This is a genomic window from Bariatricus sp. HCP28S3_F11, assembly GCF_052065395.1.
Classification (GTDB): domain Bacteria; phylum Bacillota; class Clostridia; order Lachnospirales; family Lachnospiraceae; genus Allocoprococcus.
The window spans coordinates 1-17,809 of record NZ_JBQHUC010000033.1; the positions used below are offsets into that span (position 1 = coordinate 1).

The 17,809-nt window shown below is 42.9% G+C and carries 17 protein-coding genes and 1 pseudogene; 15 read left to right on the forward strand and 3 right to left on the reverse strand.

Features of this window, described 5'->3' with window-relative positions:
- Positions 1–249 (reverse strand): annotated as a pseudogene (locus ACTNBR_RS13115) (transposase); the annotation flags it as partial.
- A 257-nt stretch (positions 250–506) separates the two neighbouring features.
- Between ACTNBR_RS13115 and ACTNBR_RS13120 the strand changes: the two are divergent.
- Both ACTNBR_RS13120 and ACTNBR_RS13125 read left to right on the forward strand, forming a co-directional pair.
- Positions 507–1,892: an aminopeptidase gene (locus ACTNBR_RS13120; protein ID WP_441018563.1), complete on the forward strand. Its 1,386-nt coding sequence runs from the start codon at positions 507–509 to the stop codon at positions 1,890–1,892.
- Between the two features lie 127 nt (positions 1,893–2,019).
- A complete protein-coding gene (locus tag ACTNBR_RS13125; protein ID WP_427819099.1) occupies positions 2,020–2,157 on the forward strand; it encodes a hypothetical protein in 138 nt (45 codons plus the stop codon).
- Positions 2,158–2,198: 41 nt separating this feature from the next.
- Here ACTNBR_RS13125 and ACTNBR_RS13130 read toward each other — a convergent pair whose 3' ends face one another.
- Positions 2,199–3,170, reverse strand: coding sequence for an AraC family transcriptional regulator (locus ACTNBR_RS13130; RefSeq protein WP_441018561.1), 972 nt, complete (start codon positions 3,168–3,170; stop codon positions 2,199–2,201).
- Positions 3,171–3,342: 172 nt separating this feature from the next.
- Here ACTNBR_RS13130 and ACTNBR_RS13135 point away from each other — a divergent pair, with 172 nt between their 5' ends.
- The 6 genes from ACTNBR_RS13135 to ACTNBR_RS13160 all read left to right on the forward strand — a co-directional run bounded on the left by ACTNBR_RS13135 (position 3,343) and on the right by ACTNBR_RS13160 (position 10,587).
- On the forward strand, positions 3,343–5,226 hold the full coding sequence (locus ACTNBR_RS13135; RefSeq protein WP_441018559.1) for a DUF5696 domain-containing protein: 1,884 nt from the start codon (positions 3,343–3,345) through the stop codon (positions 5,224–5,226).
- 37 nt (positions 5,227–5,263) lie between these two features.
- Positions 5,264–6,571, forward strand: coding sequence for a Gfo/Idh/MocA family protein (locus tag ACTNBR_RS13140; protein ID WP_427805425.1), 1,308 nt, complete (start codon positions 5,264–5,266; stop codon positions 6,569–6,571).
- Positions 6,572–6,683: 112 nt separating this feature from the next.
- Positions 6,684–7,973 (forward strand): ABC transporter substrate-binding protein, encoded by a 1,290-nt coding sequence (locus ACTNBR_RS13145; RefSeq protein WP_441018557.1) that lies wholly within the window; start codon positions 6,684–6,686, stop codon positions 7,971–7,973.
- A 20-nt stretch (positions 7,974–7,993) separates the two neighbouring features.
- On the forward strand, positions 7,994–8,920 hold the full coding sequence (locus ACTNBR_RS13150) for a carbohydrate ABC transporter permease (protein ID WP_427805429.1): 927 nt from the start codon (positions 7,994–7,996) through the stop codon (positions 8,918–8,920).
- Between the two features lie 14 nt (positions 8,921–8,934).
- The gene (locus tag ACTNBR_RS13155) at positions 8,935–9,762 is read left to right on the forward strand and encodes a carbohydrate ABC transporter permease (protein WP_441018555.1); all 828 of its coding nucleotides are present in this window, start codon (positions 8,935–8,937) and stop codon (positions 9,760–9,762) included.
- Between the two features lie 252 nt (positions 9,763–10,014).
- Positions 10,015–10,587, forward strand: a complete 573-nt coding sequence (locus ACTNBR_RS13160) for a sugar O-acetyltransferase (protein ID WP_441018553.1) — start codon at positions 10,015–10,017, stop codon at positions 10,585–10,587.
- 109 nt (positions 10,588–10,696) lie between these two features.
- Here the strand turns inward: ACTNBR_RS13160 and ACTNBR_RS13165 are convergent, their stop codons facing one another.
- Positions 10,697–11,365: a YesL family protein gene (locus ACTNBR_RS13165; RefSeq protein WP_427819095.1), complete on the reverse strand. Its 669-nt coding sequence runs from the start codon at positions 11,363–11,365 to the stop codon at positions 10,697–10,699.
- 216 nt (positions 11,366–11,581) lie between these two features.
- Between ACTNBR_RS13165 and ACTNBR_RS13170 the strand changes: the two genes are divergently transcribed.
- The 7 genes from ACTNBR_RS13170 to ACTNBR_RS13200 all read left to right on the forward strand — a co-directional run bounded on the left by ACTNBR_RS13170 (position 11,582) and on the right by ACTNBR_RS13200 (position 17,644).
- The gene (locus ACTNBR_RS13170) at positions 11,582–12,223 is read left to right on the forward strand and encodes a hypothetical protein (protein WP_441018551.1); all 642 of its coding nucleotides are present in this window, start codon (positions 11,582–11,584) and stop codon (positions 12,221–12,223) included.
- Between the two features lie 202 nt (positions 12,224–12,425).
- Positions 12,426–15,053, forward strand: a complete 2,628-nt coding sequence (ppdK, locus tag ACTNBR_RS13175) for a pyruvate, phosphate dikinase (protein WP_427805436.1) — start codon at positions 12,426–12,428, stop codon at positions 15,051–15,053.
- Positions 15,054–15,405: 352 nt separating this feature from the next.
- The gene (locus ACTNBR_RS13180; protein WP_427805437.1) at positions 15,406–15,528 is read left to right on the forward strand and encodes a DUF6440 family protein; all 123 of its coding nucleotides are present in this window, start codon (positions 15,406–15,408) and stop codon (positions 15,526–15,528) included.
- Between the two features lie 24 nt (positions 15,529–15,552).
- On the forward strand, positions 15,553–16,272 hold the full coding sequence (locus ACTNBR_RS13185; RefSeq protein WP_427805438.1) for a hypothetical protein: 720 nt from the start codon (positions 15,553–15,555) through the stop codon (positions 16,270–16,272).
- 278 nt (positions 16,273–16,550) lie between these two features.
- Positions 16,551–16,793: an AbrB/MazE/SpoVT family DNA-binding domain-containing protein gene (locus ACTNBR_RS13190; protein ID WP_427819092.1), complete on the forward strand. Its 243-nt coding sequence runs from the start codon at positions 16,551–16,553 to the stop codon at positions 16,791–16,793.
- A complete protein-coding gene (locus tag ACTNBR_RS13195) occupies positions 16,787–17,095 on the forward strand; it encodes a type II toxin-antitoxin system PemK/MazF family toxin (RefSeq protein WP_427805442.1) in 309 nt (102 codons plus the stop codon). Before ACTNBR_RS13190 ends, ACTNBR_RS13195 begins: the two co-directional genes overlap by 7 nt.
- A 282-nt stretch (positions 17,096–17,377) precedes the next feature.
- Positions 17,378–17,644 (forward strand): hypothetical protein, encoded by a 267-nt coding sequence (locus tag ACTNBR_RS13200; protein ID WP_427819091.1) that lies wholly within the window; start codon positions 17,378–17,380, stop codon positions 17,642–17,644.
- The last annotated feature ends 165 nt before the right edge of the window (positions 17,645–17,809 follow it).

The window sequence follows — 17,809 nt, forward strand, 5'->3', positions numbered from 1 at the left end:
CTCATCGTCAGAGTAATCAAACAATTCTTTGATGATGCATGCTCCGATGATTACGTTAACAGGAGTGTTTGGCCGTGAAGCTTTATCACTATATAAAACAGCAAAAGGTTTCTCATCAATTTTAGGGAACACTTCTTCTGCGAAAACCTTTGCCCAGGAATTTTCTAACGCTTTTTGCTCACGCGCAGTGAGGTTTGAAAAACTATCGAACAGAGATAACTGTTCTACATCATTTGTTTTAAAAGACATATGCAAACCACCTTTATTTGATAAGATGATTATACCATATGTTTTTCATCAATAGTAGTTATTTAATTAGTTGGAAATACCTTTTGACCCCAGCATCGTGGCAGAAGAAACGTCCCCACGGATTTTTGGACAAAATGTGTGGATAATTATGCAAGCGTAGCTAATGTATAAGGTCTATAATGAGTATGCCTACTGAAATCGGTGGGAATTTATGATGATAGGAAGATGGGGGTCTTCCTGGAGCAGGAGGTATGGAAATGGTAAGAGAGAACTTATGGAAGATTTATGATGAGAAGCATCTGGAGGAGCTGGAGAGGGTGAATAAGCAGTACCGGGAATGTCTGGATGCGGGAAAGACGGAGAGAGAATGTGTCAGAGAGACAATTCGTCTTGCAAAGGAAGCCGGATACCGGGACATGAAGGAACTCCGGAAAAATAAAGAATCGGTAAAAGCCGGTGATAAAGTTTATATGGATTATATGGGACGGGCAATCATCCTCTTCCAGGCAGGAACGCAGCCGATTGAGAATGGTATGAATATTCTGGGGGCTCATATTGATTCGCCGAGAATTGATATCAAGCAGAATCCGCTTTATGAGGAGCAGGAGGTTGCTTACCTGGATACCCATTATTATGGCGGTGTGAAGAAGTATCAGTGGGTTGCGATGCCGCTTGCAATCCATGGAGTTGTGATCCGCAAGGACGGAACGAAGACGGATATTGTGATTGGCGAAAAGGATGACGAACCGGAATTTATAATTACAGATCTTCTGCCACATCTTGGGCGCAAGCAGATGGAGCAGAATGCAGATAAATTTATTGACGGTGAAAAAATGGATCTGGTCATCGGAAACCGCCCGTTAAAAGGTGAAGAGAAGGATGCGGTAAAAGCAGAAATGCTTCGGCTTTTCCATGATTATTATGGAATCGAAGAGGAAGATTTTCTGTCGGCTGAGCTGGAAATCGTTCCGGCTGGGAAAGCGAAAGAGTGCGGACTGGATCGCAGCATGATCATGGCCTATGGACAGGACGACCGCGTGTGTGCATTTACATCCTTGATGGCAATGCTCGCAGAGAAAGAAGTTGAAAGAACTTCCTGCTGCATTCTGATCGATAAGGAGGAAATCGGAAGCGTCGGCGCAAGCGGGGCGACTTCCAGATTCTTTGAAAATACAGTCGCCGAACTGATTGCACTGATGGGAGAATACAATGAATTGACGTTGAGACGTGCACTTGCCAACTCGAAGATGCTTTCTTCTGATGTAAGTGCTGCTTACGATCCGATGTTTGAAGAAGCTTACGAGAAGAAGAATTGTGCTTATTTCGCACACGGGCCGGTATTCAACAAATACACAGGAAGCGGCGGAAAGAGCGGATCGAATGATTCAAATCCGGAATATATCGCACAGCTTCGAAGAGTCATGGAGGAAAATAACGTCAATTTCCAGACCTCTGAGATGGGAAGAGTTGATGTCGGTGGAGGCGGAACGATTGCGTATCTGATGGCGGTCTATGGAATGGAAGTGATTGACAGTGGTGTTGCTGTTATGTGTATGCATGCACCGTGGGAGCTGACCAGCAAGGCAGACATTTATGAAGCTGTGAGATGCTATGAGGCATTTTTAAAGGCGGACTTTAAATAGAATAATGAACTGCATTCCAAGCCGAAGGAAAATTTAATAAGGCTTTACACTGTTTCAAAAAATCCCTATAATATAGATATAGCAATATCGGATAGAACTGAAGTGGGATCAGACAGCACGGGGAGCGATGTCGCAGATTAAGGAGAAGAAGTATCCGGAGACAGTTCAGAATTATACAGGTGATATTCTGCTTGTGGGAATCAATTATAATACAAAAGACAAGAAGCATGAATGCGTGATCGAGAGAGATCAGATCATCGGATGAAACATAAGAGCCCGGAGGGAGTAATCCTTCCGGGCTCGATTTTATTCTTCCGATTTCCGCAGTGCCTCTGTAATCCCTTTCACAGAATTAGAATACTGCAGTGGTGACATTCCGGTTTCTTTCTTGAACTGTTTGGAAAAATACGGCAGAGAACTGTAGGAAAGATAATAGGCAATCTCGGTCAGGTTCATATTGCCGTCGCGGATAATGTCTTTTGCACGGTCGATTTTCATCTTATTAAAATGTTCGATCACACCACATCCCAGCTTTTCGTGGAACAACGCCTGAAGGGCGGAGCGGCTGACGGAGAAGGAACTGCATATCTGGGGAACGGACAGGGACTCGCATATATGGAATTCCAGATATTGTATGACATGCTGAAACAGGATATTCTTACTGGAATCCTTTTCGTCGGAATTTTCGAGGCTTTCTGCGGCAACCGTATCCAGATGGAAATGCTTTGTAGGTCTCAACCGTTCTGACGATGCTCCCAGAGCGTGTATACTTTGATGGTTTCGGTGAACAGTGATCAAAAAGAGCTCCAGATAAAGCAGAATCAGCTGCTGCGAAGCAAAAGGGGTTTTCTCGCGCAAAAGAACCTGTTCGACTGAAGGAATGTGAATCGGTGTGGAAAATGTGTCTTTGGCTTCCGTGATGATCTGTGAGATCAGATAACGTTCACTTTTATCCAGTGTACAGCTCATATTTTCAAAATATTTCATGCCTTCTGAATGGCTGGTAAAGGAAATGGCCACCAGATTCGGCGCATTTTTCCCTATGGATTTGATCGCGTGAAATTCATTCGGCTTGTGGAAAATCACATCTCCTGTATTCAGTGTCAGCCATCGGTCATCGGAGCGCACCGATACCGTCCCCTTATCTACATATAAAAACTCCCAAAAGTCATGTGCCTCTCCGCGAAATACGAAATCTTTCATATATTCAAAATAATGAAGCGTGATGATAGAATCAATGACGATTTCACGGTGCAGATTTGTCTTGATATAAGTCATTTTTACCATCTCCTGAGCTTTAAAATCCATTTCTTTGGTCAATATTATACCAGATTAAGGACAATAAGACAATAAGGATAGACAATCACGTAAGCAGAGTTGTGCAAAATGAATTATAATAAATTCATAGAAATGATGAATATAGGCATAATTGCCAAAGGAAAGGAACAATATGACAAGCGTAAATGTAAACAATCTGGAGATTCAAGTGAATGAGAGCGGACATGTCACATTTACCAGAGATGGTGTGACATGGAAATTCAGAGAAGGTTTTCAGCCCAGACTGGAATGCGAAGAGGGAATTCTGAATTTTGAAGACGCGCTTTCAATCAGCCGCGATGTCATTACATCCGGAGTTGGGGAAGGAATCCGGAGCCATTATGAGGGATTTAAAGTTGGGAATCAGACTGTGCCTTATTCCTTCGATACGATTGTATGGGTTGAAGCGGCAAGCGGTGATGTGTTCTTCGAATGGGTTCCGCTTAACGAGGAAGGACTTACGGTTCGGAAGATCTATTGGCCTGGTGAGATGGAGTTTGATGAAAAGAACGAGAAGTGGTATACGCTTCTGAATCATCAGCAGGGGCTCCTGATACCGAACACCTGGGAGACTGAGATGGCTCCTATCCCATTTGACGGATTTTTCGGAACAGCGGGCGGATATATGCCATGGTACGGGCAGGTCAAAGACCGCGCAGGATATATTGCGATTTGTGTAACACCGTGGAATGCAGGATATTATGCGGAACATCCGACAGGTGGACCGTATACACATGTGGGTACATGGCATGAGCCGAGTCTCGGGAAAATGGAGTATCGCCGAATCATGAGATACAGCTTCCTGAATGACTGTGACTACAACGATCTCTGCAAGGTGTACAGAACCTATGTGAAAGAACAGGGACGGCTTAAGACGCTGGCTGAAAAGGCGGCAAAGAATCCGTCGGTAGATGATTTGATTGGATGTGCATTTGTACATAAAGGAATCAAGACAGCTGTCCAGGAAAATTCCGATTTCTTCGATCCGGCAGATCCGGAGAAGAATAATCGTGTTGTCACGTTCGCGGAGCGTGAGAAGGAAATGCGCGAGCTTCATGAGCTGGGTGTGGAGAAGCTTTACCTGCATCTTGACGGATGGGCTCAGCCGGGGTATGATAATCAGCATCCGGATTACACGCCGGCATGCGCAGAAGCAGGCGGCTGGGAAGGAATGAAATCCCTAGCCGACACAATGCAGGAACTGGGATACATGTTTGGGATTCATGACCAGTACAGGGATTATTATCTGACCGCACCGAGCTATGACGAGCATTATGCGTGCGTGCTTGCAGACGGCACGGTACCGGGACATAAGAGATGGGCGGGCGGACCGCAGACATTTCTTTGCGGAACACAGGCACCTTACTATGTGAAACGGAATTTCAGCAGCCTGGAAGAGCATGACATTCATCTGGACTGTGCATATCTGGATGTATTTACCTGTAATGAAGGGGATGAATGTGCAAACCCATATCACAGAATGACACGGAAAGACTGCTATGATTACAGAAACCGATGCTTTGAATACCTGCTCTCCAAGAACATTCTTCCGAGTTCGGAAGAGGTGAGCGACTGGAGTGTACCGAGCCTGGTGTTCTGCCATTACGCACCGTATGATTTCATGATGCGTGCTCCGGGGACACCGAAGGAAGGGATTCCGGTTCCGCTATATAATCTGGTCTATCATGACTGTGTGATTGAACCGTGGATGATGGACAGAGTAAGTGAAAAGGAAGATTATATGCTGTATGCGCTTCTCAACGGCGGGGCACCGTATCTGATCCGTGAAGGAGCATATCCGAATACAGACGGTTCTTTTGAGTCGGATGTGAAAGGAACGATTGAAGAAGATATCAGAAGATGTAAAGTAGTAAGTGATCTGCACGAGAAAGTGGCCAAGTGTGAAATGGTTCGTCATGAACTGGTAAACGGGGATGCTAATGTTCAGAAAACCACATTTGCCGATGGCACAACAGTCACGGTTGATTTTGAAAAACAGACTTATGAGATTGCATAGTAGAAATATGTAATTACACATAAAGGAGAGAATGATAATGGGAAGATGTATCACGGTTGCGATTGCGGGACTTGGCAGCAGGGGAAGAGATACATATGCCAAAGCTGCAAAGATTTTCCCGGAAAAGATGAAAATAGTCGCAATTGCCGATGTGGATCCGGAAAAGGTCAGACTTACAGCCGAAGAGTATGACATACCGGAGGAAAAATGTTTTTCCAGCGCAGAGGAAATGCTGAAACAAGAGAAACTTGCGGATGTCATGTTTATTGCAACGCAGGACAGACAGCATGTAGGACATGCAATACCGGCCCTCAGAAAAGGATACCATTTACTTCTTGAGAAGCCGATTTCGCCGGAGCTTGATGAGTGCAGAGAACTGGTGAGAGTAGCACGGGAATGTGACCGGAAAGTTGTGGTGTGCCATGTACTTCGTTACACACCGATCTACAGAAAAGTAAAGGAACTTCTGGATGCCGGAAAAATCGGGGCTGTGGTATCCATTATGGCTGTAGAAAATGTAGGATGGTACCACATGGCACACAGCTTTGTGAGAGGAAACTGGTCAAATTCCAATGAAACGAGTCCGATGATCCTGCAAAAGTGTTGCCACGATATGGATTTATATCTGTGGTTGGCAGGAAAGAAATGTGATTCGTTGAGTTCGTTCGGAAGCACCTATCTTTTCAAAAAGGAAAAGGCACCGGAAGGTTGTGCGATGCGGTGTATGGACGGATGCAAAGCGAAAGAAACATGTCCGTTCGATGCAGAGGCGATCTATCTGGATAATAAGGCCGCCGGATATCGCAAGGGAAACAGAAACTGGCCGCTAGATGTGCTGGTCCCGGATGGAGTGACAGAAGAGAAGCTGTACGATGCAATCCGGGAAGGACGTTACGGCAGATGTGTATATCATTGTGACAACAATGTAGTTGACCATCAGGTCGTGAACCTGAACATGACAGACGGAACGACGATGAGCTTTACGATGTGCGGCTTTACAGCAGAAATTGCCAGATACGCCAAATTCATGGGCACCGAAGGTGAGATGATCGTGAATATGGCAGGAGAAATAGAAGACAATGAAATTGTAATCCGCAGATTTAACGCAGATGTCACAGAAGAAAGAATTGATGTGGCAAGTCTTTCGGATGATTTCTCAGGACATGGCGGCGGAGATGTGAAGATGATCGAAGAATTCCTGGATGTACTTAGCGGAGAAAAGGAAGAAAGCCCGTATGTGACATCTCTGGAACAGTCGATGGAAAGTCATTATTGTGCGCTTGCAGCGGAAGAATCACGGCTGCATGGCGGAAGAGTGGTGGAACTGGATACGTTCCGTAATTAAGATATGCGGCTTCTCGGGGTAATGAGAAGCATCATATAAATCACTGTCTTCTGAACGGCCAAGTTCAGTAAGATAAAATCCAATAACCTAGAAGAAAAGGAGTGTGTAAATTATGAAAAAGAATTTCAAAAAACTGGCAGCAGCAGGACTGGTAGCAGTTATGAGCGTATCTCTTTTAGCAGGATGCGGCGGCAGCAAAGAAGAAGGCGGATCAGCAAGCTCCGGCGGAAAGACAAAATTGACATTCGGTATCTGGGATGAGAATCAGAGACCGGCTATGGAAGCTATGGTAGAAGCTTATGAGAAAGAACATGAAGATGTAACGATCGAGATCCAGCTTACACCATACAAAGGTGGAGAATACTGGACAAAACTGGAAGCAGCAGCAACCGGCGGAAAAGCTCCGGATGTATTCTGGCTCAACGTACTGCATCTTGACTCTTATGTAGAAGGCGGAATCCTTGCAGATCTGACAGATGCAGTTGCAGCTTCTGATATCAACGACAGCTTCCCGGAAGCTCTGGTAAATAACTACGTTCGTGATGGTGTAAACTACGCAGTACCGAAAGATTTCGATACCAATGCTTTATGGTATAACAAAGAAATCTTTGACAAAGCAAATGTGGAATATCCGACAGACGATATGACTTATGAAGATCTGCTTGCTAAGGCAGAAGAATTACAGGCAGCAGGACTGGATGACGGTGTATATCCATTCGCATGCCCGGTTGACTTCCAGACATGGTACTATCAGACCGTATACGCTAACGGCGGATACATTTTAAATGAAGACAAGACAGAAACAGGATACACAGATCCGAAGACAATGGAAGGTATCCAGTGCTGGATCGACTTCATCGACAAAGGACTTTCTCCGAGTGCAGCATCTCTTGCAGAAACTTCTGCTGATGCAATGTTCGAAGGAAATCAGCTTGCTATGAACTTTGCAGGTTCTTACATGGTTCCGGAATATGCAAGCAACGATGCAATCGCTGACAAGATCGACTGTGTAGAAATCCCGACCTTCAACGGTGTAGAAGACAACTGTATCAACGGTCTTGGATATGCAGTATACGAAGGCAGCAAGAATAAAGATGCAGCGATCGAATTCGCAATCTGGCTTGGAAGCTCTGAAGCTCAGAAGATCCAGGGCGAGACAGGTGTAGTTATTTCTGCAAGATCTGATGCTCAGCAATACTTTGCAAAAGCGAATGAAGCTTACAACCTTGCAGCATATACCAATCATTCAGAAGAAGCTTATCCGCTGCCGGTTTGCTCTGTAGCAGCAGAACTTTATGATATGGAAGCAAACTACCTGAAACAGGCTTACAGCGGAGAACTTACTCTGGCAGATGCTTGTGCACAGCTTAAGGAAGAAGCAGACGCTCTCCTTGCAAAATAGTAGATGAAGTAGGTGAGAATATGACTGGTGGTAAAGTGAAAACGACCGTGCCGAAGAAAAAAGCAACGAGCCGCCAGAAAAAAGACTGGTTTGCGGCCTATGTATTTATTGCGCCGGTTACCATTGGACTTCTGGTGTTCTATATCTGGCCCTTTATTCAGAACGTGTGGTTCAGTTTTAATGATGTAAATAAATTTAATGTATCAACATTTGTCGGACTTCAGAATTATATTGAGATGTTCCAGGATAAAGAGGTGTGGAGAACCTTCGGTAATACGCTGAAATATGTAATCATCACTGTACCGGTTGGATTATTCCTGTCAATCTGCATTGCAGCACTTATGAATTCCAAAATTAAAGGAACGTCCATTTACAGAACATTGTATTTCCTTCCATCCGTAACAATGGCAGCGGCAGTTTCCATGGTATGGAAATGGATCTACAATGAAAAAATGGGTATTCTTAACAGCGCGATTCGTGCCCTTGGAGGAGAAGGGCACGGATGGCTGACAGACCCGAAGACAGCACTATATTGCATCATGATAGTTGGTCTGTGGATGACTGTCGGATATAATATGATTATTCTTCTGGCAGGTATGCAGGGAATTTCAAAATCTTATTATGAAGCGGCGGCAATTGACGGAGCTGGTCCTTTCGCTCAGTTCTTCAAGATTACGATTCCGATGCTGTCACCAACGATTTTCTTCGTTATGATTACTTCTATCATCAGTGGATTCCAGGTATTCGATGTAATCTACATGATGGTAGGAAAGACAAATCCGGCGTACGAATCTACCCAGACAGTAGTAATGCTGTTCTATCGGAAGGCATTCGACTACGGATATAAAGGATATGCAGCAGCTATTTCAATCTTTATCTTCGCGATCATCATGCTGATTACAGTATTCCAGCTGATTGGTCAGAAGAAATGGGTTAATTACGACTAGGAAGGAGAAAAAAGATGAAAAACAAAGCAAATGTAAGACATTTTTTCGTGCATCTGATTCTTCTTGCCGGAGTTGGAATTATGGTGTTCCCGTTCATCTGGATGGTGCTTACATCATTTAAGAGCGTTGGCGAAGCAATGCAGATTCCGCCGACGATCTTCCCGAAGCAGTTTTTGACTGATGCATATGCGCAGATCGTTTCGGCACTCCCGTTTGCAAGGGTGTACCTGAACACAATCATTTCAACGGTAGTCACAACTGTGGTACAGGTATCCTTCTGTTCCATGGCGGCATATGGATTTGCCAGAATCGACTTCCCGTTCAAAAACATTATTTTTGTCATTATTTTATCAGTACTTATGGTTCCGGGACAGATTTTCCTGATTCCTCAGTATCTGATCATCCAGAAGATGGGTCTTCTGGACACGATTCCGGCTCTGTTCATTCCGAACCTTTTCAGTGCGTTCGGTACATTCCTCCTGAGACAGTTCTTCATGTCTCTGCCGAAGGAACTGGAAGAGGCAGCGCTGCTTGACGGATGCAACCGTTTCCAGATTTTTGGAAAGATCATGCTTCCGCTCGTAAAACCGGGTATTGTATCACTGGTAATCTTTACAGCGAAGTTTGCATGGAATGACTTTATGTGGCCGTTGATCGTAAATACATCACCGAAGATGATGACACTTGGTCCTGCCCTTTCTACATTGCAGGGACAGTACACAACCAAGTATCCGATGCAGATGGCCGGAGCAGTTATGGCGGTTATCCCGATCATCGTACTGTTCTTTATTTTCCAGAAGCAGTTCATCGAAGGTGTTGCGCAGTCCGGAATTAAAGGTTAAATAAAACAGTTCCAAAATAGAGGCGGTTTCCTTCAGGGGAAATCGCCTTTTTATCTTGAAAGAAGATAAGACTCCCACCTCTATAGGTGGTGAGTTGCGACAAATATGTCTTGGTGGGAGTCCAATCTCCTTCCAAGATAAAGCCTCCGGCGGATTGCAGAGGTGCGCAGATGTATTGTGTCATGCAAAGCATGACGCGCACCTCGCAGCAAGTACGCCGAGGCGTACTTGAAAACAGGAGGAAAAACACAGATGGGAGAATTAGAGAATAATAAAAAAGTGGCGGAGATTCCTGAAGACGGAGAATTATACAACAGCACCGATCCGGCTCTGTACGGAAAACAATGGAAAATGAATGATCTGATGTATGAGTTCAATCATACCAGGCCTTCTGACCGCAAAAGATTAAAAGAAATACTAAAAGAGCTTTTGGGCTCTATCGGAGAAGATTGCGTAATCGAGCCGCCTCTGCGTGTAAACTGGGGCTGCAATTGTTATCTGGGGAGAAATGTTTATGCGAATTTTAACCTGACCATTGTAGATGACGCGGATGTGATCATTGGAGATGATGTGATGATCGGACCGAATGTCACCATCGCTACGGCGGAACATCCGCTTGACGCCGATCTTCGCCGACAGGGTATGCAGTATAACAGAGCAGTCCGCATTGGAAATGGAGTCTGGCTTGGCGCCGGTGTGATCGTATTGCCGGGAGTAACGATCGGAGACAATACAACCATTGGTGCAGGAAGTGTTGTGACGAAAGATATTCCGGCAAATGCTGTGGCATACGGGGTACCCTGCAGGGTACAGAAAATGCTGTAGGCCAGGTTGGAAAAGCGCGGTAATTTAATAATGAAAAGGAAAAGTCCATGCTGCGTTTTGCGCGACAAGGACTTTTTTATGGCTATGATCATGAATGCGTTCGATTCTATTATTCCATCATCAATCCATCCGGATTTTCGGGAGCGGGAGGAGTCTCCGGTTCATATTTCTTGAAGATCCGGTCAAAAATAATGCAGGCTGTAAAAGCAATAACGGAAAATCCGCAGACTCCGCTGAGCACGATCACAAGGGCAAATGTATTTGCTGAATACTGGCAGAGAAATATAATAATTCCGTGAAGCAGGAAAAGCAGAATGCTGTATGGAAGATGGCCAACCGTCATCAGCACAGCATTTTTGATTGCCTGTTTGGTCGTACATACGAAATGCGAGATGATCGGGAACACATAAATAAATATGCATGCAAGGATTCCGCATACAATCCAGAGAGCGACACGGATAATTGCAAAAATTGTAGTATCCTGGGAATTAATAATATAGAAATCCATTCCAAGGATTACAACAGCTGCAAGAAAAAGCAACCATACAGCTGTACTCTGTTTGAAATTCTGACGGAATGATTTCCAGAAATTCTGCCATATGTAAGGATCCTCTCCGCGGAGCATCTTCAGGCAGACATAGTAGAGTGCGCTGATGGAAGCGCCGATCGTGATGATGGGGATACAGCTCAGAATGAAAATGAGATTCAGTACGACCAGATCGAACATTTTTGACAGAAACTGCATCACCGGATTGTCGATATTAAATAATCTGTTCATTGGGAAACCCTCTTTTCTTAACGTAAAATATCCTAAATACAGTATACTGAAAAGGCAGGGGAAAAGCAATGAAAAACGGAAGATGAAAATGTGAAAAGTCTATGAAAAACACAAGAATGAGATGCATTTCAAAGTAAATATGTTATACTTTCAAAAGGGGATTACACGTTCCTTCGAAGGCATAGAAAAACGAAAAAAGAAACAGGAGAAATACCAATGGAGCACAAGTATGAATCGGATCTGACGAAGAAAGAAAAAAGACAGATGGAAATTGAAAAACTGAAATCCATGAACTTTATGGAAAAGCTGGATTACATATGGACGTATTACAAACTATGGTTTGCCGGTGCTCTGGCGGTGGTTGCCCTCATTTATCTGGGATTTACAATGTATCAGGGAATGCAGAAAAATGAGGTCGTAAGTGTTGCAATTCTTGGTGCCAATATGGATGCGGATCAGATTGAAGCGCTTCAGAATGATGTCAAAGAATGGATGGGAGCCGAGGAAAAAAATGACGTTGTTACGATCAATGCGAATCTCAGTGCGAACAATGAAGATTCCAATTCGAAGATCGCGCTTACGACACTGATCGGAGCGCAGTCGGTCGATGTTATGATCTGTACGAAAGAAATTTATGAGGATTACGAAGGTCAGGATGGATTTACATCCGGCAGTCTGATTTTTGAAAATACCGGATTTATAAAAGATACGTTTGGCCTGACTTATGACGAGGTATATGTGGGAATGATGGTAAATACACCTCACAGTGACGGAGCGAAACGGTTTGTAGAATACCTGATTGCGAATGCAGAGCAGGAACCAACAGAAATAGAAAACCAGGCGAATATTGCAAAATAACAGAGTACCGGAGAGAAATATTCCAACATCAGGAAAAACGCTTGACGAATTTTACCAAAACCTTTACAATATTAGTGCGGAAAACCGCATGATTGGGGTTATAAGATAAGGGGAGCGACGGCTTTATTCAGTTTGTAAAGTCGTGCTTTTCATGTTTTATATACATCTATTTTTTCAATCAAATACGAGGAGGAAAAGTAAAATGGCAACAAAATGGGTTTACATGTTTACAGAAGGTAACGCTACCATGAGAAACCTGCTTGGTGGAAAAGGTGCCAACCTTGCTGAAATGACCGCTTTAGGACTTCCGGTACCTCAGGGCTTCACAATCACAACAGAAGCTTGTACACAGTACTATGAAGACGGAAGACAGATCAATGATGAAATCATGGCACAGATCATGGAAGCTATCACAAAGATGGAAGAAGTCACAGGAAAGAAATTCGGTGACAAAGAGAATCCTCTTCTTGTTTCAGTTCGTTCTGGTGCAAGAGCATCTATGCCAGGTATGATGGATACAATCCTGAACCTTGGTCTGAACGAAGAAGTTGTCGCTGTACTTGCTGAAAAGTCCGGCAATGCTCGTTGGGCTTGGGACTGCTACAGAAGATTTATCCAGATGTATTCAGATGTAGTTATGGAAGTAGGTAAGAAATACTTCGAAGAACTGATCGACAAGATGAAAGCTGAAAGAGGCGTTAAACAGGACGTTGAACTTACAGCAGACGATCTGAAAGAACTTGCTAATCAGTTCAAAGCTGAATATAAAGAAAAAATCGGTGCTGATTTCCCGTCTGATCCGAAGGAACAGTTAATGGGAGCAATCAAAGCCGTATTCCGTTCTTGGGACAACCCGAGAGCTAACGTATATCGTCGTGATAACGATATCCCGTATTCATGGGGAACTGCTGTTAACGTACAGATGATGGCATTCGGTAACATGGGTGATGACTGTGGTACAGGTGTTGCATTTACACGTGACCCGGCTACAGGAAATAACGGACTGTTCGGAGAATTCCTTACAAATGCTCAGGGTGAAGACGTTGTTGCCGGTGTTCGTACACCAATGCACATTTCTGAAATGGAAGAGAAATTCCCGGAAGCATTCAAACAGTTCAAAGAAGTATGCAAGACGCTGGAAACACACTACAGAGATATGCAGGATATGGAGTTTACTGTTGAACATGGTAAACTGTACATGCTTCAGACACGTAACGGTAAGAGAACCGCTCAGGCTGCTCTGAAGATCGCATGTGATCTTGTTGATGAAGGAATGAGAACAGAAGAAGAGGCAGTTGCAATGATCGATCCTCGTAACCTGGATACACTGCTTCATCCGCAGTTTGATGCTGCAGCACTTAAGGCTGCTACACCAATGGCAAAAGCACTTGGAGCTTCTCCTGGAGCTGCCTGCGGTAAGATCGTATTTACAGCTGATGACGCTGTTGAATGGGCTGCAAGAGGAGAAAAAGTTGTTCTTGTACGTCTTGAAACTTCACCGGAAGATATTACAGGTATGAAATCTGCTCAGGGTATCCTGACAGTTCGTGGTGGTATGACATCTCACGCTGCTGTAGTAGCTCGTGGTATGGGAACCTGCTGTGTATCCGGATGCGGCGATATCACAATGGATGAAGAAAACAAGAAATTCACATTAGGCGGAAAAGAATTCCATGAAGGAGATCCGATCTCTCTTGATGGATCTACAGGTAACATCTATGATGGAATCATCCCGACTGTTGATGCTACGATCGCAGGCGAATTCGGAAGAATCATGGGATGGGCTGACAAATACAGAACAATGAAAGTTCGTACAAATGCTGATACACCGGCAGATGCTAAGAAAGCTCGTGAACTTGGAGCAGAAGGTATCGGACTTTGCCGTACAGAGCATATGTTCTTCGAAGGAAACAGAATTGATGCATTCCGTGAAATGATCTGTGCTGAGACTGTAGAAGAAAGAGAAGCTGCACTTGAGAAAATCCTTCCGGAACAGCAGGGAGACTTCGAAGCACTTTACGAAGCACTGGAAGGAAATCCGGTTACTATCCGTTTCCTTGACCCGCCGCTTCATGAATTCGTTCCGACAGAAGAAGAAGATATCAAGAAACTTGCTGATGCTCAGGGTAAGACTGTAGAGCAGATCAAAGCTATTATCGATTCTCTGCATGAATTCAACCCAATGATGGGACATCGTGGATGCCGTCTTGCTGTAACTTATCCGGAAATCGCTAAGATGCAGACAAAGGCTGTTATCCGTGCAGCTATCAATGTTAAAAAAGCTCATCCGGATTGGGCAGTTAAACCGGAAATCATGATTCCGCTGGTTGGCGAGATCAAAGAGTTAAAATACGTTAAGAAATTCGTTGTTGAGACTGCAGACGCAGAAATCGCTGCTGCAGGCATCGACCTTGAATACGAAGTAGGTACTATGATCGAGATCCCAAGAGCTGCTCTTACAGCTGATGAGATCGCTAAAGAAGCTGACTTCTTCTGCTTCGGTACAAACGACTTGACACAGATGACATTCGGCTTCTCACGTGATGACGCTGGTAAGTTCCTGAACGCATACTATGATGCTAAGATCTTCGAGAATGATCCGTTTGCTAAACTTGATCAGAATGGTGTTGGTAAGTTAATGGAAATGGCTATTAACTTAGGAAAACCGGTTAATCCGAAGCTTCACATCGGTATCTGTGGAGAGCACGGTGGAGATCCGTCTTCTGTAGAATTCTGCAACAAGATCGGTCTTGACTATGTATCTTGCTCACCATTCCGTGTACCGATCGCACGTCTGGCTGCAGCACAGGCTGCTATCGCTCAGAAGTAATGCACCGCTGGTGACAGGTATAAAGAAATTAATTAGTTAATAAAAAAACTCCCATTTCACTTATCGTGTGATGGGAGTTTTTTTGTCATGCATACGTCAAAAAAGTCCAGGGGATCTTTTTAAGTGGTGCGCCGGGCGAGGAGTGGATTTATTATTAGAATAGATTTATTTGATTACAGCCGTAAATTTAAATGAATCAAACGGTTACAAATAACAAAAGGTGTATTGCAGCCGTAATTGATAATTAAAATTCACGGTTATATTCTGGAAAAGTTATTTTTCAGCCGTAATGGTGGAGAGGGTAAAATTACACTATATCACATTCAAGAATTTGATAAAGAGAGGAAGGTTTATGAATAAGGAAAAAGTCTGTGGTGTAAACTATGTCTTTCACGCAAGTGGAAATGCTGGTGGGATGACACCACTATTGGATAGAGAAGAGAAACCGGTTATTTCTTCGATAATCAATAGATAAATATAAGTCGGGAGGGTCCCTCGTATGAAGAAAAAGAAGATAGTTATTGTTACAATAATAGTCATAGGTGTACTGGTTTTATCCTTTTTTATTGGAGCGGGATTTAGAAGGAGAACAGATGTGGTATTAACTGAATATTCCGTATCAGAAGATGGAAAAAAGTTGAATTTCAATGTCGGGGTTATGTCGTCTATGGGATATATAAGAGGTTTTAAGGATGGTGGTGGTGGGGTAAAACCACATTACCTTACTTTTTTTTCAACTTTTGGAGGACTTAATAGTTCATTTGGTGCAAAAAGCGAATTTGAATTAGACTTGGATGAAAATGATGCAGAAATCTATTTTTGTCGTGCAGATGGTGGATATGAACTTGTGTTACAAAAGAATGTTGATACAGGTGAATGGACGAAACCTGCTTCCGCTCAAACAGAACCATCTGTAATCAAGACTTATGAGGTGACGAACTCAGAATTCGTTGAAGAATATTTTGAAAATGATAAGCTGGTTACTATGGTCAGGTATTATGAAATGAGTGACGAGACTTGGAAAACAGACGATTATACATACCAATATAGATTGGAAATTACAGGTAGAATGAATAATTCAACTAAAGACAGCACATTTGTCTTCTTGAGTAATATAAAAGATATTACATTTGAACAAGCTTGGAAGGCAAGCGGATTTAGCAGTAATATGGATGACTATTTCGATGAAGAAGATGCAAAATTTGTGGCTATGAAATAGATCTATCAGATGAGGGATGACTCCCGCCTATGTAGGCGAAAATGTGAAAGTGTTGCTCCTTGTAAATGATGAACGATATCAATGGAGAACCATCCCGCGTATACAGAAAACGTTTTTAAGTGCATTTCCTTCATCTACAAAGAAGCATATTAGAATGAAATCAGCATTTCGTTACAAACATATTTATCTGCACATTTATTGCTATCAAGAGAATTTAATTGATATTTTCTGTTATTTAGTATATACTATGTATATACTAAGCATAAGGAGGTATCTATATGCAAGCACAGGTAAAAGAATGGGGAAATAGTCAAGGAATTAGATTGCCAAAAGAAGTGTTGAGAAGTGCAGGAGTCACATTGAATGAGTTTTTGGATGTCACGGTATCAAATGGTGTAATCACTTTGGTGAAACCATTTCGTCATAAAACTTTGGAAGAGAGAGCCGCTGAGTTTGATGGAAAGCTAATGCTTGATGGCGAATATGATTGGGGTGAACCTGCCGGAAGAGAGGTATGGTAATGGAATTTTTACATCAAGGAGATATTCTCAAGATTGAAAAAATAAAACATCCCGTATTGGTGGTTAGTAAGGATTTTTTTAATACTAGTGGTGAAATAATTGGATGTCCAATTATTAAAAATTCTACTCCGGGTCCTCTTCATATATGGATGGATACAGAAGAAAATGAAGGCTATATACAATGTGAAAAACTTGCGTTGTTAGATATGTCGCTTCGTGGTTACAAGAAAGTAGATAGATTGCCAATTTCAGAAATGATTAACGTATCTGATGCTATTCAGGGAATTTTTGAATACATTTGATGATGAGAAATCTAATATGAGAAAGATTTGAATTGACCAGGGGATTGTGATAGGTGGTAGGTGCAGAGCAAATAAGATAAAATATCACGGAGGTACTTATGGCGGAAACAAAAAGCAGGCGTAGATGATACGGTCTGCAAATTGATTAAAGAGTGCTATCAGTTTGAGCAACCGAAAAAGGTCAACCTTGTCAAAAGTGAGGAGATTACAACTATAAGAGAAATAATAAGCAGAATTGATGGAGAAGGTATTCTGGTTTTATGTGAAAGATAAAGGAGAAAAATGCTAGTTAAGTTTTATGATAAGATTGATGATGATTTGTTGAAATTTGCTGTTATAATTTCCAAATCAAATAGTAAATGGGTGTTTTGTAAACATAGAGATAGAGATACTTATGAAGTACCAGGTGGTCATAGAGAAGCTGGAGAGTTTGAAGAAGAATTGCACAGTGAAATGGAAAAGGTGGTCTTGCTGGATGAATTACCAGATGAATGGACTTATCCGTTGATTCAGCCGTTACTGATTGCGGAGTATGAGAGAAGAAAGTAAATTCGAATTTATTTGGTTTTGTCGGATAGAGGTGACTTTTTATGAATTGATCGGAGATTTTCTTCTTCAGATGAAGCAGAAATAGGTGGTTGAAAGGAATTTGTTTTAAGTGTCCTTCCATCCACCTTAAACCCAACAGGCGGCTATCGCTCAGAAGTTGTACAC